Annotated in this window: 24 protein-coding genes and 1 tRNA gene; 10 read left to right on the forward strand and 15 right to left on the reverse strand. The window is 66.3% G+C overall.

Annotation, left to right across the window (positions count from 1 at the left end):
* Positions 1 to 38: 38 nt before the first annotated feature.
* From ACOOF5_RS06420 to ACOOF5_RS06465, 10 genes are all read right to left on the reverse strand, one after another.
* On the reverse strand, positions 39 to 1,010 hold the full coding sequence (locus ACOOF5_RS06420; protein WP_420440909.1) for a peptidoglycan-binding protein: 972 nt from the start codon (positions 1,008 to 1,010) through the stop codon (positions 39 to 41).
* Positions 1,001 to 1,324, reverse strand: coding sequence for a thioredoxin (trxA, locus tag ACOOF5_RS06425; protein ID WP_420437699.1), 324 nt, complete (start codon positions 1,322 to 1,324; stop codon positions 1,001 to 1,003). Before trxA ends, ACOOF5_RS06420 begins: the two co-directional genes overlap by 10 nt.
* Before the next feature lie 78 nt (positions 1,325 to 1,402).
* Positions 1,403 to 2,467 (reverse strand): thioredoxin-disulfide reductase, encoded by a 1,065-nt coding sequence (trxB, locus tag ACOOF5_RS06430; RefSeq protein WP_420437700.1) that lies wholly within the window; start codon positions 2,465 to 2,467, stop codon positions 1,403 to 1,405.
* Entirely contained in the window at positions 2,422 to 2,766 is a 345-nt protein-coding gene (locus ACOOF5_RS06435; RefSeq protein WP_420437701.1) for a hypothetical protein, read from the reverse strand. Before ACOOF5_RS06435 ends, trxB begins: the two co-directional genes overlap by 46 nt.
* Positions 2,767 to 2,985: 219 nt before the next feature.
* Complete coding sequence (locus ACOOF5_RS06440) at positions 2,986 to 4,452, reverse strand: hypothetical protein (RefSeq protein WP_420437702.1); 1,467 nt, start codon at positions 4,450 to 4,452, stop codon at positions 2,986 to 2,988.
* A 29-nt stretch (positions 4,453 to 4,481) separates the two neighbouring features.
* Complete coding sequence (locus ACOOF5_RS06445; RefSeq protein WP_420437703.1) at positions 4,482 to 5,339, reverse strand: DegV family protein; 858 nt, start codon at positions 5,337 to 5,339, stop codon at positions 4,482 to 4,484.
* Entirely contained in the window at positions 5,336 to 7,141 is a 1,806-nt protein-coding gene (gene murJ, locus ACOOF5_RS06450; RefSeq protein ID WP_420437704.1) for a murein biosynthesis integral membrane protein MurJ, read from the reverse strand. Before murJ ends, ACOOF5_RS06445 begins: the two co-directional genes overlap by 4 nt.
* Positions 7,142 to 7,179: 38 nt before the next feature.
* Complete coding sequence (locus ACOOF5_RS06455) at positions 7,180 to 7,662, reverse strand: CarD family transcriptional regulator (RefSeq protein ID WP_420437705.1); 483 nt, start codon at positions 7,660 to 7,662, stop codon at positions 7,180 to 7,182.
* A gap of 177 nt (positions 7,663 to 7,839) precedes the next feature.
* Positions 7,840 to 8,235: a DUF5318 family protein gene (locus ACOOF5_RS06460; protein WP_419837321.1), complete on the reverse strand. Its 396-nt coding sequence runs from the start codon at positions 8,233 to 8,235 to the stop codon at positions 7,840 to 7,842.
* 10 nt (positions 8,236 to 8,245) lie between these two features.
* Positions 8,246 to 9,613, reverse strand: a complete 1,368-nt coding sequence (locus tag ACOOF5_RS06465; protein WP_420437706.1) for a CCA tRNA nucleotidyltransferase — start codon at positions 9,611 to 9,613, stop codon at positions 8,246 to 8,248.
* Positions 9,614 to 9,805: 192 nt separating this feature from the next.
* On the opposite strand from ACOOF5_RS06465, the gene ACOOF5_RS06470 reads away from it, so the two are divergent.
* The 7 genes from ACOOF5_RS06470 (at position 9,806) to ACOOF5_RS06500 (ending at position 15,239) form a co-directional block, all read left to right on the forward strand.
* Complete coding sequence (locus ACOOF5_RS06470) at positions 9,806 to 11,425, forward strand: transglycosylase domain-containing protein (protein ID WP_420437707.1); 1,620 nt, start codon at positions 9,806 to 9,808, stop codon at positions 11,423 to 11,425.
* 228 nt (positions 11,426 to 11,653) lie between these two features.
* Positions 11,654 to 11,989: a 30S ribosomal protein S6 gene (rpsF, locus tag ACOOF5_RS06475; RefSeq protein WP_420437708.1), complete on the forward strand. Its 336-nt coding sequence runs from the start codon at positions 11,654 to 11,656 to the stop codon at positions 11,987 to 11,989.
* A gap of 11 nt (positions 11,990 to 12,000) precedes the next feature.
* Positions 12,001 to 12,465 carry a single-stranded DNA-binding protein gene (gene ssb / locus ACOOF5_RS06480; RefSeq protein ID WP_420437709.1) on the forward strand — a complete coding sequence of 155 codons (465 nt, stop codon included), beginning with the start codon at positions 12,001 to 12,003 and terminating at the stop codon, positions 12,463 to 12,465.
* Positions 12,465 to 12,911 (forward strand): 30S ribosomal protein S18, encoded by a 447-nt coding sequence (rpsR, locus tag ACOOF5_RS06485; RefSeq protein ID WP_420437710.1) that lies wholly within the window; start codon positions 12,465 to 12,467, stop codon positions 12,909 to 12,911. Before ssb ends, rpsR begins: the two co-directional genes overlap by 1 nt.
* A complete protein-coding gene (gene rplI, locus ACOOF5_RS06490) occupies positions 12,908 to 13,357 on the forward strand; it encodes a 50S ribosomal protein L9 (protein ID WP_420437711.1) in 450 nt (149 codons plus the stop codon). Before rpsR ends, rplI begins: the two co-directional genes overlap by 4 nt.
* A 206-nt stretch (positions 13,358 to 13,563) precedes the next feature.
* Positions 13,564 to 14,928, forward strand: a complete 1,365-nt coding sequence (gene dnaB, locus ACOOF5_RS06495; protein WP_420437712.1) for a replicative DNA helicase — start codon at positions 13,564 to 13,566, stop codon at positions 14,926 to 14,928.
* 5 nt (positions 14,929 to 14,933) lie between these two features.
* Complete coding sequence (locus ACOOF5_RS06500) at positions 14,934 to 15,239, forward strand: hypothetical protein (protein WP_420437713.1); 306 nt, start codon at positions 14,934 to 14,936, stop codon at positions 15,237 to 15,239.
* A gap of 4 nt (positions 15,240 to 15,243) precedes the next feature.
* On the opposite strand, the gene ACOOF5_RS06505 is transcribed toward ACOOF5_RS06500, so the two are convergent.
* Positions 15,244 to 15,314, reverse strand: a tRNA-Gly gene (locus tag ACOOF5_RS06505).
* 128 nt (positions 15,315 to 15,442) lie between these two features.
* On the opposite strand from ACOOF5_RS06505, the gene dcd reads away from it, so the two are divergent.
* Both dcd and ACOOF5_RS06515 read left to right on the forward strand, forming a co-directional pair.
* Positions 15,443 to 16,021, forward strand: a complete 579-nt coding sequence (gene dcd, locus ACOOF5_RS06510; RefSeq protein ID WP_420440911.1) for a dCTP deaminase — start codon at positions 15,443 to 15,445, stop codon at positions 16,019 to 16,021.
* Positions 16,022 to 16,273: 252 nt separating this feature from the next.
* On the forward strand, positions 16,274 to 16,450 hold the full coding sequence (locus ACOOF5_RS06515) for a hypothetical protein (RefSeq protein WP_420437714.1): 177 nt from the start codon (positions 16,274 to 16,276) through the stop codon (positions 16,448 to 16,450).
* A 327-nt stretch (positions 16,451 to 16,777) separates the two neighbouring features.
* Here the strand turns inward: ACOOF5_RS06515 and ACOOF5_RS06520 are convergent, their stop codons facing one another.
* From ACOOF5_RS06520 to ACOOF5_RS06530, 3 genes are all read right to left on the reverse strand, one after another.
* Positions 16,778 to 17,935: an ATP-binding protein gene (locus ACOOF5_RS06520; RefSeq protein WP_420437715.1), complete on the reverse strand. Its 1,158-nt coding sequence runs from the start codon at positions 17,933 to 17,935 to the stop codon at positions 16,778 to 16,780.
* A 101-nt stretch (positions 17,936 to 18,036) separates the two neighbouring features.
* Positions 18,037 to 20,214 (reverse strand): heterodisulfide reductase-related iron-sulfur binding cluster, encoded by a 2,178-nt coding sequence (locus ACOOF5_RS06525; protein ID WP_420437716.1) that lies wholly within the window; start codon positions 20,212 to 20,214, stop codon positions 18,037 to 18,039.
* Between the two features lie 110 nt (positions 20,215 to 20,324).
* Positions 20,325 to 20,756 (reverse strand): cyclic nucleotide-binding domain-containing protein, encoded by a 432-nt coding sequence (locus ACOOF5_RS06530; protein ID WP_420437717.1) that lies wholly within the window; start codon positions 20,754 to 20,756, stop codon positions 20,325 to 20,327.
* Between the two features lie 184 nt (positions 20,757 to 20,940).
* On the opposite strand from ACOOF5_RS06530, the gene ACOOF5_RS06535 reads away from it, so the two are divergent.
* Entirely contained in the window at positions 20,941 to 21,294 is a 354-nt protein-coding gene (locus ACOOF5_RS06535; RefSeq protein WP_419551321.1) for a P-II family nitrogen regulator, read from the forward strand.
* Between the two features lie 13 nt (positions 21,295 to 21,307).
* Here ACOOF5_RS06535 and gpmA read toward each other — a convergent pair whose 3' ends face one another.
* Positions 21,308 to 22,030 (reverse strand): 2,3-diphosphoglycerate-dependent phosphoglycerate mutase, encoded by a 723-nt coding sequence (gene gpmA / locus ACOOF5_RS06540; protein WP_420437718.1) that lies wholly within the window; start codon positions 22,028 to 22,030, stop codon positions 21,308 to 21,310.
* Positions 22,031 to 22,176 lie beyond the last annotated feature (146 nt).

Here is a 22,176-nt window from a genome sequence, read left to right on the forward strand (position 1 = left end):
TAACTTGGGGAGAAGCACGCAAATGTTGGAACTGCCGGTCAGGCAGCGGGTTCGTCGGCGAGCAGGTCGCGCGTCGAGCCGGCAACCACGTCGGCCACCTCCCGACTGTGCGTGAGTAGAGCGTCAATTCGCTCAAACCGGCACAGCACAGCGGGCATGGCGCTCTCGCGCAACATCGGCAGCCCCATGCCGTTGGTCGGGATGGCACCGAACATTGGTTCGAGCCTGTCGGCAATATCGGCTGCGAGCTTGCGACCTGCGCGGCTCACAAAGTGACGGCCCTGGAAGTAGCTGATCGACGGCGCGGCGGGCTTCATCTCAAAACCGATGTAGACGGCTGCGCCGAAGCGGTTGACCTGCGCGGCTTGCGTCGACCAGTCCGGATGATGAACGGTGAGCACCTCGGCGCCATCGCGCCCGATCTCGCGCCGCACTGAGGCGGTCACAGGTTCGAGGCCGCCGGCTTCACCCACCGCGATGCGATGTCCAGCCAGCTGCCCGCTTGCGGATTCGAGACGCTGACGTTCGGTGATGTGGGCAACCACCGACGCGTCACCGAGCGGTCGCACCAATCGCTGCAGCGTCGCCACGGTGCGGCTGCCGCAGACACCGTCACCGCCGAGGCCCACGTTCACCTGGAAGTCGGCGAGCGCCGCCGCGGTGAGCGGACCCCAGATCCCGTCGATGCGGCCGACGGAGAATCCCAAGGTACTGAGCATCCGTTGGACCTCGGCGACGTCGTCACCTCTGAGGTTCGGTGTGCGCAGGTACAGCAGGCGGTCGCCCAGCCGCTGCCCTGCCTCGATCAGCAGTGACCAGGTCTCGGGACCGCAGATGCCGTCGACATCGATCGACCGCTGCGCCTGGAATGACGTGACGGCTTCGGCGGTCGCCGAGTCGAAGAGTCCGGTGATGGGGCCATGCCAATGGCCCGTTGCGCTCAGGCGGTGCTGCAGGTCTCGAACGTGCGGACCAGCCGCGCCGATGCCGAACGGTCGGATCAGAGGAATTCGCCGATCTCAGCGAGCAATGCGCTCTTCGGCTTGGCGCCGACCAAGCGCTTTGCCGGTTCGCCGTGCTGGAACATGATCAGCGTGGGAATGCTCATCACCTGGTAGCGCATGGCCAAGTCGGGACTCTCGTCGACGTTGACCTTCGCGATGCGGATGTTGTCGTGCTCGGAGGCGATCTCCTCGAGAATGGGGGCGATCATCTTGCACGGTCCACACCACTCGGCCCAGAAATCCACCAGCACGGGGCTGTCAGCACTCCCGACGGTCTCGTCGAACGTGCTGTCATCCAAGGTGGAAATGCCTTCGGCCATCGCTGGCTCCTCATCTCGTGGTTGTCGCGAGGTTACCGCTGCGGTCTCTCCCGATGGCGGCTCAGCGCGTGGGGGGCCTCAGTGGCCTTGGGCCTCGAGCCATCGCTCGGCGTCAATGGCCGCCTGGCACCCGGAGCCGGCCGCCGTCACTGCTTGGCGGTAGTAGTCGTCTTGCACATCACCACAAGCGAAGACGCCCTCAATGTTTGTGCGGGCGCTGCCGGCATCGGTCATGAGATAACCATTGGGCTTGCGATCGAGCCAGTCGGCGAACAGCTCCGTGTTCGGTCGGTGGCCGATCGCGATGAACAGGCCCGTCACGTCCAGCGCCAAACGCTCCTGGGTTTGGGTGTCGATGAGCGTGACGCCTTCGAGCTTGTCGTCGCCCCGGATTTCCACCACCTGTCGATTCCACAGGAATTCGATCCGGTCGTTGGCGAGTGCTCGGTCCTGCATGATCTTGGAGGCCCGCAATTGGTCGCGCCGATGCACGACGTACACCTTGGAGGCGAATCGGGTCAAGAACATGGCCTCCTCGAGTGCGCTGTCGCCGCCTCCGACCACAGCGATTTCGTGGCCTCGGAAGAAGAAACCGTCACAGGTGGCACACGTCGACACCCCGTGGCCGATCAAGCGCTCCTCGTCGGGCAGCCCCAGCATCAGGCTCTGTGCACCGGTCGAGACGATGACAGTTCGGCTCCGGTAGCACTCGTCGCCGACCCAGATCGAGAACGGTCGTTCGCTAAAGTCCACGCGCGTGGCCTTGGCAGTCACGAATTCGGCACCGAAGCGCTCCGCCTGGGCGCGGAAGTTGACCATGAGATCGGGGCCCATGACGCCGTCGGGGAATCCGGGGTAGTTCTCCACGTCGGTGGTCAGCATGAGCTGTCCTCCAGGCTGATCGCTCGTCGAGGAGGGCTCACCCTCGAAGACGAGGGGCGCCAGGTTCGCCCGCGCGGTGTAGATAGCAGCAGTGAGGCCAGCCGGACCGCTCCCGACGATGATGACGTCGCGGGACCCAGTGCCGCATGGGGCGGCATCGTTGGATCCAGTGCCGCATGGGGCGGCATCATCGGATCCAGTGCCGTCGGCGCCGTTCATGTCCCGCTCGCCGTACGCGGGCGACGCTTGGACCACGCCCATGCTCCGGCACCGCCGAACACGCCTGCCGCGATCAGGTGCGCCGACCACACGTCACCGGGCACCGCGATGTCGAGTGCCCGGATGGCGGCGATGGCGATGAGCACCACGACAGCGACGGCCGCGGTCATGATGACGAGGCCGTACACAACGGCGCGAGCAGCGGTGAGCAGCGGTCCGGTCGTGCGGGCGCGGACGGCCTCGACCACGTCGACGAAGCGAGCGACCGCTGCATCGACGTTGTCGTCAGCTCCCTCGGGTGGATTTTCGGGCGGACGGCGTCGCCCCTGCTTCATAACCATCGGCGGAAGCCTACGAGACAGGGCCATCCCGCAGCGAAGGCCATGGGCGACGCAGTCCTTGGAGGCCGCGCTGATAGGTAAACCTTCCCGCTGTCGCACCAGTTGCTTCCCGCTCTTGTTCGCCATTCTGATGCGGTTGTGCTCACGGGCCGCTCGGGCCACGGCTTCGCCTAGCGGCTCAGCCTCTCGGCGCGTCACGGCATCTGTGCTGGGTGGTGCTTAGACGGTGCCGCCGAGCGTGGTGCTGACTTCAATCCGCGAAATGGTCACCCGGTGGCCGCCGTTGGGCAGTTCGTTGCCGAGATCGGTGATCCACACGAGCAGGGCGGCGGCGTCGGCGGTTGACACATCCAGCGTTGTCGATCCGGTGATGTCCTGCGCGATCGCGACGGGGCTGCCCCAGTCGATCAACGTGCGATTGCGCTCGCGAGACGCGTACACCTCGAAGGCCCAGCCCACGGTGGGAGAATCGATCACGAGACGATCCACTGGTTGGGGCTCGTCGCCGCCGAGCACGACGATGAGCCCGACACCGTCCTTGAGCCCGCCGAAATCGCGGGTGTTGTAGCGCGCCGTGCTCCACCCCGTCGTCGGGTCGCCGTCGTTGATGAAGATGAGGCGTTCGGGATGCTCGACGCGATCGTCACCAGCGGGATCGAAGTCGGTGATGGACTCGAGCAGGAGCGGCGCGCGACGAACCTGGGTCGTCGTCGGTGTCGGCGGAGTGGCGCGTGGCGCGGTGGTCGCGGTAGCAGGCGGATCCACCGTGACCAGCGTCGAGGTCCCCGTGACGGGGGCGGGCGCATCGGTGTCGGGCGGCGCATCGGTCTCGGGTTCAGACGGCTGCTCGATGACCAGCGCGACGCCGACCAGCGTTGCGGCTGCGGCCAGCAAGACGCCGACTGGCGCCAACCAGTGCCCTTCGGCTTGCCATACCGACCTGCGATCGGAGCGTTCGCCGTTGGTTGCCGGCAACTCATCCACGACCGAACGCAACGCAAGCAGCATCGACGGGACATCGGGCCAGGGATCCGACGCGCTGATGGCCCGCGCCAGCACTGGTGCGACGACGTCGGGCACAACGTGATCGAGCTCCCAAGTCCCATCAGGCCGGCGCTTGGGCGCAGCTCCAGCGAGGAGCCGGTGCGCGAGAACAGCGATCGACACCAGGTCGGCTCGCCGTGTGGCGGGAATCGTGACGGCGTCGTCGGTCGGCGGGCCGTTGAGAATGACCCATCCCACTTCGGCTCGCCACCCGATGTAGTCGGCGTCGACCCCTCCGTGAGCAAAGCCAGCGCTGTGCAGGACCGCCAGCGCTTCGGTGACCGCGATGACGATGCGGATTGCCTCCGTCGCAGCGAGTCGCCTGGTGTCGGGACCCGCCGAGGTGATGTCGTCGATGAGCATCCTCGTGGGCAGCTGCTCGGTGACGATCGCGAAATGGTTCGCGTCGTCGTAGGTGTCGAGGATGTGGAGCAGGCCGTGGTGCTCCACCCGCGCGAGCGCCTTGGCCTGCAGGCGCAGCCGATGACCGATCTCGCTGTCAGCCGTCGCCCGGCGGATGGTGACGGGCCGATTGAGCGTGCGATCCAGACCGGACCACGTCTCGACGGCACCTGGTTGCAGCAGCTCGCGCCGCTCGTACCGGTCGTTCGAGACAGTGCTGGTGTGGTCTGTGCTGCTCACTCCTGAGGGGGCGCTGCGGGGGAGTTCACCTATGCGCGCTCCTGTGTGACATAGACGACCCCGATCGTGCCGACGCCCGCATGTGCCCCGACCACCGGCCCGATCAGCATCACTTTGGGCTCGCTGACGGTGAGCGGAGCGATCCGCGCGACGAAGTCGTCTACGTCGTCACAGTCGGCGTGCATCACCGCGATCTGGGAGATATGTGAGCTCTCGGCCTCGACCAGATTGACGAGGTGCGAGAGCGCTCGGCTGCGCGTGCGCTGCTTGCCCGCCGGTTCGACGCGGCCGTCGGTGACCGTGATCAACGGCTTGATCGACAGCACCGAGCCGAGCAGTGATTGCGCTGCGCCGATGCGGCCGCCCTTGCGCAGATTTTCGAGCGTGTCCAGCGCTGCGTGGACGCGGACGCGTTCCGATGTCTCTCGTGTGGCCTCGGCGACCTCGGACCCGCTGGCGCCGCCGGCCGCGAGCTCAGCAGCTGCGATGACCAGCAAGCCGAGGCCTGCGCTGACGGTACGGCTGTCGACAACATGGCACGTGAGGCCCTCTGGGGGTTGAGATGCCGCCTGTTGCGCCGCTTCGATCGTTGCAGAGAGATCGCCGCTCAGCGTGATGACGACTACTTCGCTCGCGCCGGCGTCAGCGGCGCGCTGGTATGCCTCGGCAAACGCACCGGGGGAGGGAGCGGCCGTTGACGGCAGCTCGTCGCTGGTGCGACTGCGCTTCCAGAAGTCGGCCGTGCTCAGCTCGACGCGATCAGTGAACGACTGCATGCCGAAACGGATCTCCAGCGGCACCACCGTGACGCCGAGGTCTGCGGTGACCTCCTCGCTGAGATCGCATGAACTGTCGGTGATGATGTGCACGGGGGCTTGCGCTGTCATCGCGGCGGCCCTCCCTCGTTGTCGTCGGTGGGGGACTGGGACTGGTCTGAGTTGCTGTCGGTGTTGGTGTCGGTGTCTGCGCGAGCGTCGTCGGGCGGGTGCTGCCGGTGCTGTCCCATGACGCCGGACAATTGCGAAGTTAGCGCTCGTGCGGCGGGCAACCGCAGCGCCAAACCGCAGCCGACGTGAAGCCCTGCCATGGTGAACCCGGCGATCACAACTCGCAGCACTGACGGCAGCGGCGCCAGCACGAGCGTGACCGGCAATCCGACGACGAACGCCACGGCGGCCGGCACCATGTGGCGGGCGAGAGCGCCGCCGAACAGCCGCTGTGCGGGCCAGTCGGCCTGTCGCGGCAGACCCGTTCTGGAGGGTCGGCGCTGCAGGACTGCTCGACGCAGGAACGCCAGTTCCACCCACGCACCCACTGCGGCACCCAGTGCCAGACCCACCGCGCCCAGGCGGGCGGGCAACGCGGGTTCGGAGCGGATCTTTGCGTCCAGCAGTGACCAGGTGGACTCCAACGAGAACAGCTCGATATCGCCGAATCCGGTGAGGGCGCCTTCCAAGATGAGCACCCGGTCCAGCGGCAGCATCAGCGCCGCGCCGATGACCAATGAGACGGCCAGCCGGATGGCTGCGATCGAAGCGGCGGTGCGTGTGTCGCGCGCGGCGAAAAGGACGTTCTGGCACAACCGCGATGCCACGAGCGGGACCAATCCAAGCGAGTAGGCGCCGAGCACCAGTGCGATCAGGGTGATGTCGTCGTCCGCGATGGCGTTGCGCAGCCCAGCGAGATTGAACACCGAGTCGGTCAGCGGGCCGCCGGCGGCAAAGTAGACGGCCATCACGCCCGACACGCCGAAGGCGGTCGCGCACAGGCGCTCAGATGTGCGCTGCGCAACCGCGGCGGGGTCGCGGATGCGGCTCAGCTCGGTCAGCTCGGCCGCGGCGATGCTGGTGCCGATCAGGCTCAGCGGCAGCAGGTACAGCGTCTGCGCGGCGGCCATCGCTGCCGCCGCTCCCACGCTGAGCAGCGAGGCCAGCGCGAGATCCAGGAAGGCCGAGATCTGCAGTACCCCGCGCCCGGCCACCGCGGGCCCGAACCGTTTGATGACTCCTGCTGCCTGCGGTTCTCGCCAACCGAAGTTCAGTGCGATCCACTGATCCGCCCGCCAGACACCGCGTAGCTGCACGAGCACCTGGGCTGCTGCACCGGCGGTGACGCCCCAGGCCAACGCGGTCGCGCGGCCGGTGCCAGCGACCCCCCATGCCAGCACGCCGACGAGCACGGCGATCTGGGTGGCATTCCACACCACCGGTGCCACATAGGACAGGAAGAAGCGCCGGTGGCTGTTGAGCACGCCCAAGCACCAGGCACTCAGCACGGCGAGTGCCGTACCGCACACCGTGATGCGCACGAGCGTCACAGTCAGCTCGAATCGCTCACCCACGAATCCCCAGGCGATGAGCCGCACCAGGGGTCGTGCGGCAAAGATGCTGATCAGCGCTGCGGTCGCGGTGATCGCGACCAGGAACGTGGCGATCGCGCCGGCCAGCCGACCAGCGGCACGCTCATCGCGCTCGGCCAGCGAGCTGTACGCGGGCACGAATGCCCCCGAGAGCGCACCTTCCCCCAGGAGGTTCTGCAGGAAGTTCGGGATGCGCATCGCCGCAGCGAAGGCATCGCCGATGGTGCCGATCCCCAGGATGTTGGTGACAAGCGCCGTGCGTGCGAGGCCTGCCAGTCGTGATGCGCCGATTCCTGCGGCTGCTGCCGCGGCGCCCTGCTGGCGGGGCATCTTGTTGGCCTGGCCTCTGCCGCCCGATCGCTGCTCGCTCAGCCGTCGAGCTGCAGTTCCACCTGTTGGCGAGCCTCGTCCTCGGTGACGTCCATGCTGATGGACAGCTCCGAGACGAGAATCTGCCGAGACTTCTCCAGCATCGACTTCTCGCCGGCCGAAAGGCCCTTGGCGTTTTCACGAAGCGCGAGGTTTCGCACTACCTCGGCGACTTGGTAGATGTCGCCCGACTTCAGCTTCTCTTGGTGATTCTTGAAGCGTCGGCTCCAGTTGGCGGGCTCGCGGACGTCTTTCTTGGCGAGCAACTCGAAGAGATCTTCGACATCGTCGGTGTCGATCGGCGGTCGCATGCCCACTTCGTCGACCATGTCGGCGGGGACCTTGACGGTCAGATCACCATGGGCAGTCTTGAGCACCAGATATTCGCGGGACTCGCCAAATTCGTCTCGCTCCTCACGGGCTGTGATTTCCGCCGCACCGTGATGGGGGTAGATCACGCGGTCGCCGAGCTCAAACTTCATCGTCACCTGCCGAAGTCATCAATCAGACCGGCGTACAGACCGGGCCAGTCTTCCGATCACGGGCCAGTCGAGGCCCGCAACGGACTGCCATGAGGATGCCAGAAACTCCGACTCCTGCCACTGCGATGCCCACGGTTCGGATTCTCACCACGCCGGCGGTGATGCCGCGCCCCGAATTCAGCCGGTGTTGAGGGGGTACTTCCGGATGAGGTGATTCCAGCCGCACTCCGGGCACACCTCAAGCTCGTAGGCCATGAAGCTGCCGTTGCGCCGTGCGACGCGCTGAAGTTCCGCGTCGGAGAGCACGCACTTGCCGCCGCTGCCCATCCGGGGACCGAAGACGTACCCGACGATGCGCAAATCGCCCTCGGGGCACAGCGGGCAGCGCCTGCCGAGGGGCGGAGCGGCGTTGCGAGCGGCCCGCAACAGGTCTGGGTGAGCGTCGCAGGCTTCGGCCCGCGACACCACACCTGCTTCCACGTCGGCGAGCAGCCGGCGGCGCTTGAGCCGGTAGTCGACCGATCCGGGAACCGGCGGAGCAGGCTCTGGTGCGATGTGAGGCTGGAGCGCCACGCGGCTCACGCTAGTGCGCTGGCTCAAATGCGCTCGGCCCCTCGTGCTCTTGGCCTCGATCCCACGCTGAGAGAAGGTCATGCGCGCGCTGAGCGCTCAGCGGGCCATGTTCGATCTGCTGAGTGCGCAGCCACGCCAGCGCTTCTCCGACCACGGGGCCCGACCGGCCGAGCACTTCCATCACGCGGTGGCCGTCCACCGGGAGACTCGTGAGGCCGGCGCCCTCGGCCGCGCGAATCTCAGCCAACCACGAGGCGTGAGGCTCGCCGAGCGCTCGGCCCCATGCGGTCAAGCTGACGGTTGCGGCGTCGAGTTCTCCGTCGTAGTCGGCGATCAGTCGACGAGCTGCCCTGCGCCAGTCGTCGGCGTTGTTTCCGGTTTCGATGGCCTCAGCGACGGCTGTCTCGAGCGACCGAGACGCCCGGATGATCGCGGCGACCTTGCGGGTCGTCGAGTTGGTGCAGCGCAACGCGGACAGCGTGCGCGCCGCGGCAGCTCCGTCGTCGCACACCGGTCCGAGCAGGATGGCCCAGCGCAGTGCGACTGGGTCCTCGAGGTACGCATCGAGATGGGCGACGTCGTCGAGCGCTGCGGCGGGGACCGCCACGTCGGCGTGCTGCCAGGGCGGCAGCACATCGCCGAGCAAACCCGTTTCGACGAGGAAGCTGACGCCGGCGGAGGGCCGGGGCAGCTCAAGGAGCTTCCTCAGTTCAGCTTCAATCCGTTCGCGCGACACGATGGTCAGCCGCGGGCGCGAGCTGCGCACTGCTGAGGTGAGCTCTGGGGTCGCGACGAGCGAGAGTTGCGCGCTGAATCGGGCCGCCCGCAGCATCCGCAGCGGGTCGTCGGCAAACAGGCCTTCGGGGGCCGACGGGGTGCGCAGAACGGCGTTTGCCAGATCCGTCAAGCCGTCGAAGGGATCGAGCAGTGTCCAACCCGGCAGCTCGATGGCCATGGCATTGACGGTGAAGTCGCGCCGTCCTAGGTCGATCACGACATCGTCGGAGAAGCGGACGTGCGGCTTGCGCGACCCGCTGTCGTAGGACTCGGCCCGATGAGTCGTGATCTCCACGGTGGTGCCGCCTCGGCGCGCCCCGATCGTGCCGAAACGCTTTCCCTGCGCCCAAACGGCGTCGGCCCAGGGGGTCACGAGCTCCGCGATCCGGTCCGGGATGGCATCGGTCGTGATGTCGATGTCGCCCGTCAGGCCGTGACCGAGCAGCGCGTCACGAACGAGCCCGCCGACGAGAAAGAACCGATGTCCCGCGCCGGCGAACGCGGTCGCCAGCGACCCGATCCGCTCGGCCAGCTCTCGCCGGTCGTCGTCGCTCAGCGCTCGTGTAGCCGGCCGGGGCGCTTGAGCCGGGGTCGATCCCACGTGTCCGAGGGTACAAATCGACTGTACGAGGCTGAGCCGATGGGCGAAGCCGTGGCCCGAGCGGGCCGTGAGCACAACCGCATGAGAATGGCGAACAAGTGCGGGAAACAACTGGTGCGACAGCGGGAAGGTTCACCTATCCGCGCAGCTTCTGCGCAAGTTGGCCCGCCGGTTCGCTGTACTCTGCGCCGGATGCCCGCTCGGCAGCGCTGGGCCCGATGGCTGCTCTGGCTCGTGCTGGTGATCGCGATCGCAGTGGGCGCCGGCAGCCGGCTGTTGGACAGCCTGCCCTCGACCCCGTCGCACGCTTCGGTGGCACCGAGCGTGCTGTATGACCGCTACGGCACGCCGATTGTCGAAATCGGCCCGAGTGTCCCGCACGCATCACTGGGCCTCGAGGACATGGCGCCTGCACTCGTCGACGCCATGGTTGCGGTGCTGGACCCGAGCTTTCTGGAGCGAGAGGGCGTCGATGCCGCGACGTATGCGGCATCGCTGCGTCGAGCCACGGGCGATCCCGAACCGGCGAGCGCAGGGATCATGCGTAGGTACCTCGACATCGTCCACCATGCGCGCGACGGCAGCCTCGACGAAGCACGCATGCTGCTGGCGGAGTTGCGGCTGGGACGCGAGCTCAGCCGGCCGGAGATTCTCGAGCGATTTGCGAACATCGCCTATCTGGGTCGTGGTGCCTACGGCGTGCATGCCGCGGCCAACGCTTGGTATGGCGTCGCAGCCTCGGATCTCACGGTGCCGCAGGCGGCGTTCATCGCATCACTCGTCGACGCTCCCTGGGGCGTCGATGCCGCGTCGGGACCTTCCGACGATCCGAACCAGTCGGCGCGGCTCGGCCGCGATCGGGTGCTGCTGGCGATGTTCGAACACGATGTGCTCACATCCGACGAGCTGGCTGCGGGACGATCCACCCGGGTCGAGGCCGGTATCCGCCCGGCGACCGGGCTCGGTGTCGGCGCGGCCGACCCTGAGGCCCCTGACGCCGCAGCAGGCGGATTTGTCCGGATGCTCATCACCGACGCCGGCTTGGGCGCGGCGGTGGGGCGGGCGTACGTCGAGCTCGTGGAGAGGTACGGCGTTCACCGGGTCGTCACCGGTGGCCTGCACGTCACGACCAGTCTGGATCTGGGGGCCCAGCGTGCAGCGTTGCGTGCCGTTCGCGAGCAGATTGACGACTCAGCGAGCGGCAATATCGGCGTCGACGTCGTTGTGCTGGACCGCAGCGGCGGCATGCGTGTCCTCGTGACCGCCTCCCGGGCCACTGCGGGGGTCGACATCGATGTGGCGTCACCGCTGCGGCCGCGGCCGGTGGGGGATCTGCTTGGCTCCGCAGCAGCCGACCTGCAGCGGTGGATCGCGCCAGATGTAGCTGACGACGTCGTCGCTCAGGCTGCAGACGCCGCGCGGGTTGCAACGGCATTCAGCGTTGCCGCTACCGGCGGTGAGGAGCGCACCCCCCGGATCGTGCTCGAAACCGGTGACGGCGCGCCGAGCCTGTCGCTGACTGAGCGCACTACCGACCGCTGGCCGATGCAGCGCACCACGGTTGGGGAGCCAGCGTCGATCTCGGACCTGCGGGCGGGCATGGCAACGTTCACCCTGCCGTGGGGTGTTTCGGTGCTCGGTCGTGCAGGGGTCTCCCCGCAGACTGGCGACGCGTGGTTCGCCGGTTGGACCGACCACTACACCGCCGCGGTGCGGGTCACTGCGAGCCTGCCGCCGGGCGAGTCCGACGCTGCGTTGCGGGCGAATGAGCTGTTCACGACAGTGCTGGACACGCTGCACTCCGTGCCGTAGCGGACATGCGCGGATGTGGCTCACCGGAAATTCAGTGTGCGATCCACGAGCTCTGGGCCTAGCGTTGCGGGCGCACCACGGGCACTTGGCTGCCCGTCCAGCCACAAGCGTCCTCGACGCTTGCTGCAAGCCCGCTCATTGGGGCCGGGTTCGCAAGGTTGGTGCACCAACCAGTCCCTGCCCCGCGAGGGGCCCCGCCCCGGCGGGTCCACAGGAGGTCGCCCCCAATTGCGCGCGTACGAGCTGATGGTCATCTGCGACGGTGACTTGGAGAACGCTGAAGCCCGCAAAGCCATGGACGAGGTCCAAGGCCGGATTTCGGAGATCGGCGAGGTCGCCTCGTTTGATTTCTGGGGTCTGCGCGATTTTGCGTACGAGATCAACCACAAGACACGCGGCTACTACTCGGTGATCGAGTTACGGGCTGAGCCCGGAGCCATGGATCCAGTTGAGCGGTATCTGCGGATCGCGGACGAAGTTGTCCGCCACAAGCTCATCAGACTCCCCGACGACGAAGCGCAGCGGCGCGGATTGCTCGGCGAGGGGTCGACCAACAGCCACTAAGCGGAGGCGTCATGGCTGACAACACCATCACCGTGGTGGGAAATCTCACCCGCGATCCTGAACTTCGATTCACTCAAACCGGCCGCGCTCGAGCAGTGCTCGGCGTCGCCGTCAACCGGCGGTGGATGAACCGTCAAACCAACGATTGGGAGGAGCAGGTCAGCTTCTTCAACGTGGTCTGCTGGGCCGAACTGGCCGAGAACGTCAGCGAGTCGCTGGCGAAAGGCAACCGCGTGGTCGTCAGCGGACGGCTCGAACAGCGCAGCTGGGAGACGCCGGACGGCGAGCAGCGCAACGTCGTGGAAATTGTTGCCGACGAGATCGCACCGTCGCTGCGCTGGGCGACAGCCGAGGTCACTCGGACCCCGAGGGGGCCGGCCGGCGACGCGGGCGGGTCCCGCGAGCGTCGCGGCGGCGGAGCTTGGGAATCGGGCGACAGCCCGCCGCCGCAGTCACCTGAGGAGGAACCGTTCTAATGCCACCACGCAAGCGAACCGGGCGAGCCCGCGCGAAGGACCTGCGCAGCCGACCGCGCCGGCGCAAGGTCAGCCCGCTCACGACGGCCGGCACGTCCTACGTCGACTACAAGGACGCAGAGCTGCTGCGGGCCTTTGTCTCCGAGCGAGCCAAGATCCGGGCCCAACGCGTCTCTGGCAACAACCGCCAGCAGCAGCGTGAGGTGGCGCGCGCGATCAAGACTGCTCGGGAGATGGCGCTGATCGAGTACGCGCGCCGGCCGATGACGCAGCGTCGCGGTGACAAGCGCCGCGGCGGGCGTCCCGGTGACGACCGCCGGCCGCCTGCTGATCGAGCAGGTGGGCCTGCGGGCGACGAGCAGGAGCAGCCCGACAACGAGATCGAAGAGCAGCTTGACGAGATCGTTGATCAGGCACCTGCGCAGCTCGGCGGAGAACGAGCATGAAGGTCGTTTTGCGCAGCGATGTCGATGGCGTCGGCACCGCTGGATCCGTGATCGATGTTGCGGACGGTTTCGCGCGGAATCACTTGATCCCGCGCGGGCTGGCCCTGCGGGCGACGGACGGAACCGTCGATCAGGCTGCTGCCATGGCTCGGGCACGCTCTGCGCGTGACCTGCGTGAGCGCGAGACCGCCGAGCGTGTCGCCAAAGAACTGGTCGCGAACGGTGTGACGATCGCAGCTCGCGCGGGCTCGGGCACGCACCTGTACGGATCGGTCACGACTACCGAGGTTGCTGCCGCGGTGACCGCCCGTACAGGCGCTGATGTCGACCGGCGCAAGCTGTCGATAGAGGCCCCGATCCGGACCATTGGCACCCACGAGGTCTCCGCACGGCTGCACCCTGACGTGTCCTTCGCGTTCAACGTCGAGGTAGTCGCGCTCGACTAGCGCTCGGTCTGCGAGCCGGGTCGGTACCCGGTCTCGCCGACTTTGGTGTGACACCCCCTTGGTCACCTTGGGGGCATGTCAAAGCTTGGCTATACGGCTTGTGGAAAAGGTGGCGGTTATGCACATGCCGCGGGGCTGATTTCCACCGGAAATCCCCGTGATGTGCCCAAGCGATCCAGAGGGCTTGCACGGCAAGGTAGGCGGCGATGAGTCTCGCCGAATTGCAGACCGATGTTGCGCGCAGGTCCGGTGGGCGAGTGCCACCGCAGAACATCGATGCCGAGGAATCGGTGCTCGGCGCGATGCTGCTGTCAGGCGACGCGATCGGCGCTGCGGTCGAGCGTCTTGCTGCCGACCACTTCTACGTGCCGGCCAACGGCTTGGTCTTCGAGGCGATCGAGTCGCTCTACGTCACCTCCGAGCCTGTCGACTGCCTGACCGTCGCCGATCAGCTCGAACGCACCGGCAACCTCGCCGCCGCCGGGGGGCCCGAGCGCCTGCTGGCACTCGAAGCCTCCACGCCGACGCTCACCCACGTCGACCGTTACGCGCGGATCGTGGAGGACAACGCGTTGCTGCGGCGCTTGATCGCCGTCTCGTCAGAGATTTCCGAGCTGGCCTACAGCCGGCCCGCCGATACGGCTACAGCGATCGACCAGGCGGAGTCGATGGTGTTCAGCGTGGCCGAGCGCCGCATCGTCGACTCCACGCAGTCGTTGCACGATTTGCTGGACGAGAGCCTGGACCGGTTGGAGGAACTGTATGAGCGGGGTGACGCGTTCTCGGGCCTTGCGACCGGTTTCTCCTCGCTGGACCGGATTCTGGCTGGCATTCAGCCGTCATCTTTGGTTGTCGTGGGCGGCCGTCCCGCGATGGGCAAGACGGCCTTCGCATTGACGATGGCCTCGAGCGTGGCCCTCGAATTGCAGCAACCGGTGCTGCTCTTCTCGCTGGAGATGAACCATGCCGAACTGACGGGTCGGCTGCTGGCCTCTGATGCGCGGGTGGACGCCACGCGGGTGCGAACGGGCCAGCTGCGCGCAGACGAGTGGAACCACATCACGCGCAGCGTGGGACGCCTGGGAGATGCGCAGATGTGGATCGACGACAACCCGAATGTGACCGTCACCGAGATCCGTGCCAAGGCCCGGCGGCTGCGCAGCCGGCTCGGCGGCCTGGGGCTCATCGTGGTCGATTACCTGCAGCTCATGAGCGGCCGCGCAAATGCCGAGAACCGCCAGGTGGAAATCGCCGAGATCTCACGTGGCCTCAAGATCCTGGCCCGTGAGCTCGAGACGCCGATCGTGGCGCTCTCCCAGCTCAGCCGCAACCTTGAATCTCGTAGCGACAAGCGGCCGATGCTGTCGGACCTGCGCGAGTCGGGTTCTATCGAGCAAGACGCGGACATCGTCATGTTCATCTACCGCGACGAGGTCTACGACGAAGACACCGCCGATCGTGGGATGGCGGAGGTCATCGTCGCAAAGCACCGCAACGGGCCGACTGGCACCGCGCGCTTGGCGTTCATGCCCCAATACACGCTCTTCGCCGACATGGCGCACGAAAGCTGAACGTCATGTCCGTCGCCAACGCCTTTGCCGTTCATGCCGAAGTGTTCGGTGCGCATCTCGTTGGCATGCCAACAGCGGCGTTGTCTGCGGGGAACGGCGGCACGATGTTCCTCGGCGACGATCTCATCCCGTATTTGGTGTTGGCACTGGGCGCTGCGCTGTTCGTGGGCAACGTGGCAGCCATGGTGCGGCCTCGGCGTGCCGACGAAGGCGGGCAAACGGTGCGCGCGCCAGCGCGGCGAGCGGTGCCGCTGGCACTCGTGGGGTTCGTCGCGGCTCTCTGGGCCCTCGCAACGCTGCTCGCAGGATGAGTTGAGCGGGTGAGGGGAATCGAACCCCCGTTATCAGCTTGGGAAGCTGAAGTTCTGCCATTGAACTACACCCGCGGAACGACGCCAGAGCCTATTCAGTGCGAGCGTCTCGATCGGCGTCCCCTCTGGCGCTGCAGCACTAAGGTCGCCCGTCGGTTGACCCGCGTGTTGACAAGGAATGCGTGCGACAGAAGGGGAGTGCGGTGATCCTGTCGGACCGGAGCATCCGTGAGGCCCTCGAGACCGGCCGCATCGTCATCGAGCCGCTGGGCGACGCAGCGGTGCAACCCTCCTCGGTGGATCTGCGGCTGGACGCCACGTTTCGCGTCTTCCGCAACCACACCCGCCGCGTCATCGATGTCATCGAGGATCAGACCGACCTGACCGAGGAGGTGGAGGTCGCCGCCGGTGATGCATTCATCCTCCATCCCGGCGAGTTCGCCTTGGGTTCCACCCTCGAGCGCGTGGCGGTGTCCGACGACCTTGTCGGGCGCATCGAAGGCAAATCGTCGCTGGGGCGTCTCGGCCTGCTCATCCACACCACAGCGGGATTCGTCGACCCCGGATGGGATGGCTACCTGACTCTCGAATTGTCCAACGTGGCTAACCTGCCCATCACCCTGTATCCCAGCATGAAGATCTGCCAGATCAGCTTCATGGAGATGACCACGCCGGCCGAGCACCCCTACGGGGCCGAGCTGCTGGGGTCCAAGTACCGGGGCCAACGAGGCCCAACTCCGAGCCGCTACCACGAGAACTTCCGCTCCCGCCGCATGCTGTAGCCGTCCTACTATCGCAACACATGCTGAGCGCTGGCGCTGCTCGTCCCAGGGCGGTACACGCGGGCGTGCTGAACCGGGTGACGACGCCGGTTGAGTGCCCGGCGTGCTATGCCAGGACTGATGCCGATATCGGATATATCCCGTTGGTTCGATGAGGCGGTACGAATAGACCGATTCCTCTGTGCGAAGCGCTTGAGCTACGGCGACGTGTGCGTGGACGATGAATTTCGAGGCAGCATTCACCTACCCCGTGTGTTGCTGCGAGCGCTTGATCCGCGGCTCGTCGATGAGGAAGCTCAAGCTGAAGAGCGTCTAGGACCCGTGGAACCCGGCTATGCGGTGATGCTGGGCGTGCGGATAGCGAATGCTGACGGCAGCGATGGCTTGCTCGGGCCGCTTCCTTATGAGCTCCCGGTTGCCCGCTGGTGAGCGCCCGGCTCAGAGTGTGTCGAGAAAGACATGTCGATGGTGCCAGCTCAGGTAGAGGCTGTTCGGCACGGAACGTTCAGGCGAGCGGAGGTTGCTCCGCAGAACGCGCCCGAAGCTGTGTTCGACTCCCGGATCGGTGTGCTGGCTCTGCTGCAGCCGATGCGTTCGATGTGCTCGCAGGCCCCGTTGACGGTGATAAGCCCCGCATCAAAAGCGGTGTCGTGTATGGGACAAGAGGCGATCCCATATGACGCGTCGAGCTGTTCGGACAAGAAGCGGCGGGGTAGCTCCATACGTGAAGCGCAAGCATGGTTCGCCCGTGGTGGATCAGCGATTGCTCGGGGAGAGGCCGGGGTCTTCCCGGACGGCATCTTGGGCGCGTTTTCTGAGCGCGTGGTGGCGGAAGGCGACCCGGGCCCCGCTTCGGCTGTCAATTGCGCCGGCGTCGAGGAGGCGGCGGCGGTAAACGCGTGTGTACTGCAGCTCACGCCCGATTCGGTCGGCGATGTCCGACAGCGCGGAATCATCACCGTCATCGAGCATGGCCACGAGGAATCTGCGGTCCATGGCGGAGAGCCGATTCCAGATGGGACCGGCGATCTGGCCGACCATCGCGTGGTCAGCTTCGACGATGCCCGCACGGACGTCTGCAACGCTGACGGAGGCAGCGGCGTTCGTCCGCATCTCCCATGCATGGAACCCGACGAGCTGGATCATGTAGGGGTGGCCGAGCGTGGCGGCGACTGCCTCGTCCAGCGCGTCACAGTCGATGTCGCCACCGGAGTCTTGGATCGGCTGGCGAATCGCTCGGCGGGTGTCAGCGGAGTCGAGCGCATCCAAGCGGGCGCGGGCGCATCGCTGGAGGAACGTCATATTCGCGTCGGCCAGGTGCGTGTTCTCGACGAAGGCCAATGCGGCTGCTGCGAATGCGAGCGGTCGTTGTTGGCGCCGTGTGACGATCTGCACTGCCGACGCCACGTCGCGTACATCGTCGCGCTCGGCGTCGTGCAACTCGTCGACGGTGATGAGCAGGCCGGCGCCGATTTCCTGGAGCGCCGAGGCCAACCGCTCGAGCGTGGTCAACAGGCTCGCCCTGGCCGGTGCACTATCACGGCGCCCCTCGTCGACCATCTCGATGCCTACGCCGAGTGCGCTGATCGACCTGAGGCGGGGTCGTCGAGATTCTGCCGCTATGTCGGCGACGAGGCGCTGGGCCTCGTCGGTGATGCGTGTGGACAGCGATTCTGTCGACGCAGCGGCGGTGATTGACTGCCAACCCCGCTCGGCACAATGGTCTTCGAGCACGTTCAGCAGAGCGGTCTTGCCGGCACCACGCTCGCCCGTGATGAGCAGGGTGTAATCCGGGTGCGTCGGTCCCGTGTCGAGTGCGGAATCGAACCGCCGCAGGATGTCATCACGGCCCGCGAACAGCGGAGGCGGTGCGCCGAAGGTTGGCGCAAAGGGATTCACCGCTGGATTGGGCATGCTTCCCACGGTAGCGGCTGAGCCTTTTCGCGGTTTTTCGTTTTTTCGTCTGTTTTCGTTTTTTCGCGGCTTTTCGCGTGCTGTCGCCGCTGGTGCGAGGCTCAGTTCTCGCCGGCTTCGAGGGCGTCGATGAGGTGGATGGAGATGTCGGCGACCTTGACCTGGTCGTCTTCGACACCGTGGCCCTTCACGCCGTCATCGATCATGATGTAACAGAACGGGCACGCCGTAGCGATGCGGTCGGCGCCGGTGTCGAGCAGCTCGCGTGAGCGCTCGTCGTTCACTTTGGTGCCGAGGGTCTCCTCCATCCACATCCGTGCGCCGCCTGCCCCACAGCACATGCCCTTGGTGCCGTTGCGTGGCGCTTCCACGATCTCGACCCCGCCCAGGCTGCCGATGACGTTGCGTGGTGCCAGGTAGACGTCGTTGTGGCGGCCCAGATAGCACGAGTCGTGATACACGACCCGCTCGTCGAGCCGCGCTTGCGACAGATCCAGCCGCCCGTCGGCCACGAGCTGTTCGAGGAGCTGGGCGTGGTGGATGACCTCCCAGTTCCCGCCGTACTGCGGGTACTCGTTGAGCAGCGTGTTGAAGCAGTGGGGGCACTGGGTGATGATCTTGCGGACGCCCATGCCGTTGAGCGCAGCGATGTTCTCGCCGGCGAGCATCTGGAAGAGGTACTCGTTGCCCGAGCGCCGAGCGCTGTCGCCGGTGCAGTTCTCGCCCGGGCCCAAGATGGCGAAGTCGACGCCGGCTCGCTGCAGCAGCTTCGCCGTGGCCACCGACACCCGACGGTTCTTGTCGTCAAATGATCCGGCGCAGCCCACCCAGTACAAGTACTCGTGGTCGAACGCGTCGTCGGGATCGACCACCTCGACTTCGAGGCCGTCAGCCCAGTCGGCCCGTTCGCCGTTGTTGAGGTTCCACGGGTTGGCGTTGTTCTCCATGCCCCGGAATGCAGTACCCAGCTCTGCGGGGAACTCGCTTTCCATCAGCGTCAGGTAGCGACGCATGTCGAGGATCTTGTCGAGGATCTCGATATTCACTGGGCAGGCCTCGTCGCACGCCCTGCAGGTAGTGCACGCCCAGAGCTCGTCGTGAGTGATGCGCTCGAACATCGAATCGGCTGACACGGTGATCTCGGCGTCGGTGCCGATCGGCGGCGTCACCTGGCCGTGATCGCCGGTCGCCGCCATGATCTCGCCCGTCTTCAGCACGATCTCGCGGGGATCGAGCGGCTTGCCCGTGGCGTGAGCCGGGCACACCGCTGTGCAGCGGCCGCACATGGTGCAAGCGTCGGTGTCGAGCAGCTGCTTCCAAGTGAACTCGTTCACCACCGACACGCCGATGGTCTCGATGTCGTCGGCTTCCATCAGATCGGGCACCATCCGCATGGCGCCTTTGGGCCGCTCGCGGTCACGCAGGTACATGTTGAGCGGCGAGGTGAACATGTGCCGCAGCATGGTGACCGGCAGCATCACCAAGAACGCCATGAAGCAGCCCACGTGGGCAATCCACAGGGCTTGGTGCCAGCCTCGAATGTTCGCGAGGCCGTCGAATGCGGCCGACAGCGGGTAGCCGATGAAGGACCACTGCTCGTATGCCGGTCGGCCGTCGATCACGATGCGCATGGCCTCGGCCACGAAGCCGGTGGCGCCCAGCGCCGCCAGCACGATCAGGATGACCATGTGCTCGGGCCGTGATTTGATCCGGATGCGATACGGGCGCGCCACGTATCGGCGAACGATCGCCCACACCGCTCCGATCAGGAAGATCACCCCGGCCAGATCGCCCACGAAGCTGAAGCCTTGATATGTCGGCCCGACAAGGAACTTGGCCCGCTCGGGCAGCTGATGGTCGATCTCGAGCGTGGTGGTGACCGCTAGCAGCACCAGAAAGCCGTAGTAGAGCAGTGCATGCATCACCCCGGCGGCGGGGTCGCGCAGGAGCGTCTGCATGAGCACGCCGCCGCGGTAATCGCGCATCCGCCGCCGAGCGTTGTCAGCGGTTGTGCGCCGCCGGTCTGGCGCACCGCGTTGCCAATTGCGGGCGCGTTGGGCGAAGTTCCACGCTCCATAGAGGATGGCAGCGCACGTCAGTGCATAGAACGCGAACTTGACGGCGTCGGGGATGTTGCCAAATACCTCCCGATGGGCCTCGTCTGTCTCGACATGGAAGCCCAGCGCCGAGGCGACGATTCCCGATGCAGCGGTGATCGCAGCGAATGCGATGCCGATGCCCAGAACGAGCTGGTGGGGTCGCAGGAGTGGCTTGCTCACGTTCGCGAAGTTAGTTGACGACCCTGCCGCACCTGGGAGCCGTGGCGCGCTGAGCAAGGGTCATCGCGAGACTCACGACCGAATAAGCAGGTCTCGAGTGATGCGACAGCTCAGCCGTAGAGCTTGCGATTCGCCTTGCGCAGGCGACCAGCCAGCTCCGAGAGCAGCTTGTGCGCGACCGACGGAGTGCTGTCGATGATGCCTTTCAGCTCTCGCCGAGACAGCATGACCGTCTCCATGTCGGTGGCGGCGACGACCGATGCGGTGCGAGGTCCGTCGTCAAAGAGCGCCATTTCGCCCACGGAATCGCCGGGCTGAAGCTCGGCAACCTTGCGGCCGTTGCGGCGCACGACCGCCGTGCCGCTCACGATCACGAAGGCATATCCGGCCATCGCCCCACCGCTGCCTTCCTCGACAATGTTGTCGCCGGCCGTGAAATCGACTTGCTCGGCCTTGCGTGCGATGTGCTGAAGTTCCTTCTTGCTGCAGTCGGAGAACAGATCAACTTCACGAAGACTCTCCGCACGATTCGCCACAGTCATATGCCGCTCCCTTGCCACAGTGGCCTGTTGCGCCCGGACCCGCAGGTCCACAAGCGCGGGACCGTAGCACTCGCGCGGCCCCCAAGACAGGTCAAAGATTAGCGCCCGCCGTCCATTTGTCGTACGAATGGCGTGCAATCGGCCCTGCGGCGTGCGACGCTGGGGGGCGAGTCGGGAGGGCGCAATGGTTGAGGCCTCGGTCGCAATGGTGACAGCGGTCATCAAGCCACACCGGCTGGAGATGGTGCTTGAAGCACTGAGGGATCTCGACATCACTGGGCTGACCGCGTCGGAGGTGCGGGGGTTTGGCCGCCAAGGCGGCCACACCGAGACCTACCGGGGCACCGAGTACCACGTCGACTTCATCCCCAAGGTCCGCATCGAAGTGCTGGTGGCGACCGAGCTGGCCGAACGGGTCGTGGATGCGATCGTTGAATCCACCCGAACCGAGCGCATCGGGGACGGCAAGGTGTGGGTCACCTCGGTGAACAGCGTCGTGCGCATCCGCACCGGCGAGCGCGGCATCGACGCCCTGTAGCGGCGCTTGGGGCTCAGCGCAGGTAACGGTCCTGCACAGCGCACTGCCGCGCAACCTGCAGATCGTCGCGGAGTTCGTACACCAGCGGCACCCCGGTCGGAATGTCGAGCTCGGCAATCTCGGCATCGCCGATGCCGTCGAGGTGTTTCACGAGCGCCCGCAGGCTGTTGCCGTGGGCTGCCACCAACACGGTGTACCTCGCCGCCAGATCGGGCGCGATGGCGTCGTGCCAGTAGGGCAGCAGCCTCGTCACGACATCGGCGAGACACTCGGTGCGGGGCAGCTCGTCCGCAGCCAGACCGGCGTAACGCGGATCGCCCCCAATGTCGAACTCGTGGTCGGCTGGCATCGGCGGGGGAGGCACGTCATAGCTGCGACGCCAAAGGTGGACTTGGTCGGCGCCGTGCCGTTCGGCCATCTCGGTCTTGTTCAGACCGGTGAGCGCGCCGTAATGCCGTTCGTTCAGGCGCCAGTGCCGCCGTACCGGCAGCCAACCCCGCCCCATCGCGTCGAGCGTGATGTTGGCGGTCTGGATGGCACGCCGAAGGAGCGACGTGTGCACGACGTCTGGCTCGATGCCCGCCGCCTCCAGCGCCGCTGCAGCTGCGCGGGCCTCAGCGTCGCCATCGGCGGTGAGGCCCACGTCCCACCAGCCGGTGAAGCGGTTCTCGAGATTCCAAACACTCTGCCCGTGGCGTAGGAGCACGAGGGTGTGCGTTTCGCCTGGCGATGACATGGGCGTGCACGGTAGCCCGCGGCCTTGGCGGTCGAAATGTCGCTCGGGTAGCCATCGAACAGCGTTGTGACCTCCAACCGGTAGGATCACTTAGAGAAGTTGCTAATAGAACACTCAACTTATATGCTTGTCTCCACCACATACCT

This window comes from Candidatus Poriferisodalis sp. (assembly GCF_965214215.1).
GTDB lineage: Bacteria > Actinomycetota > Acidimicrobiia > Acidimicrobiales > Poriferisodalaceae > Poriferisodalis.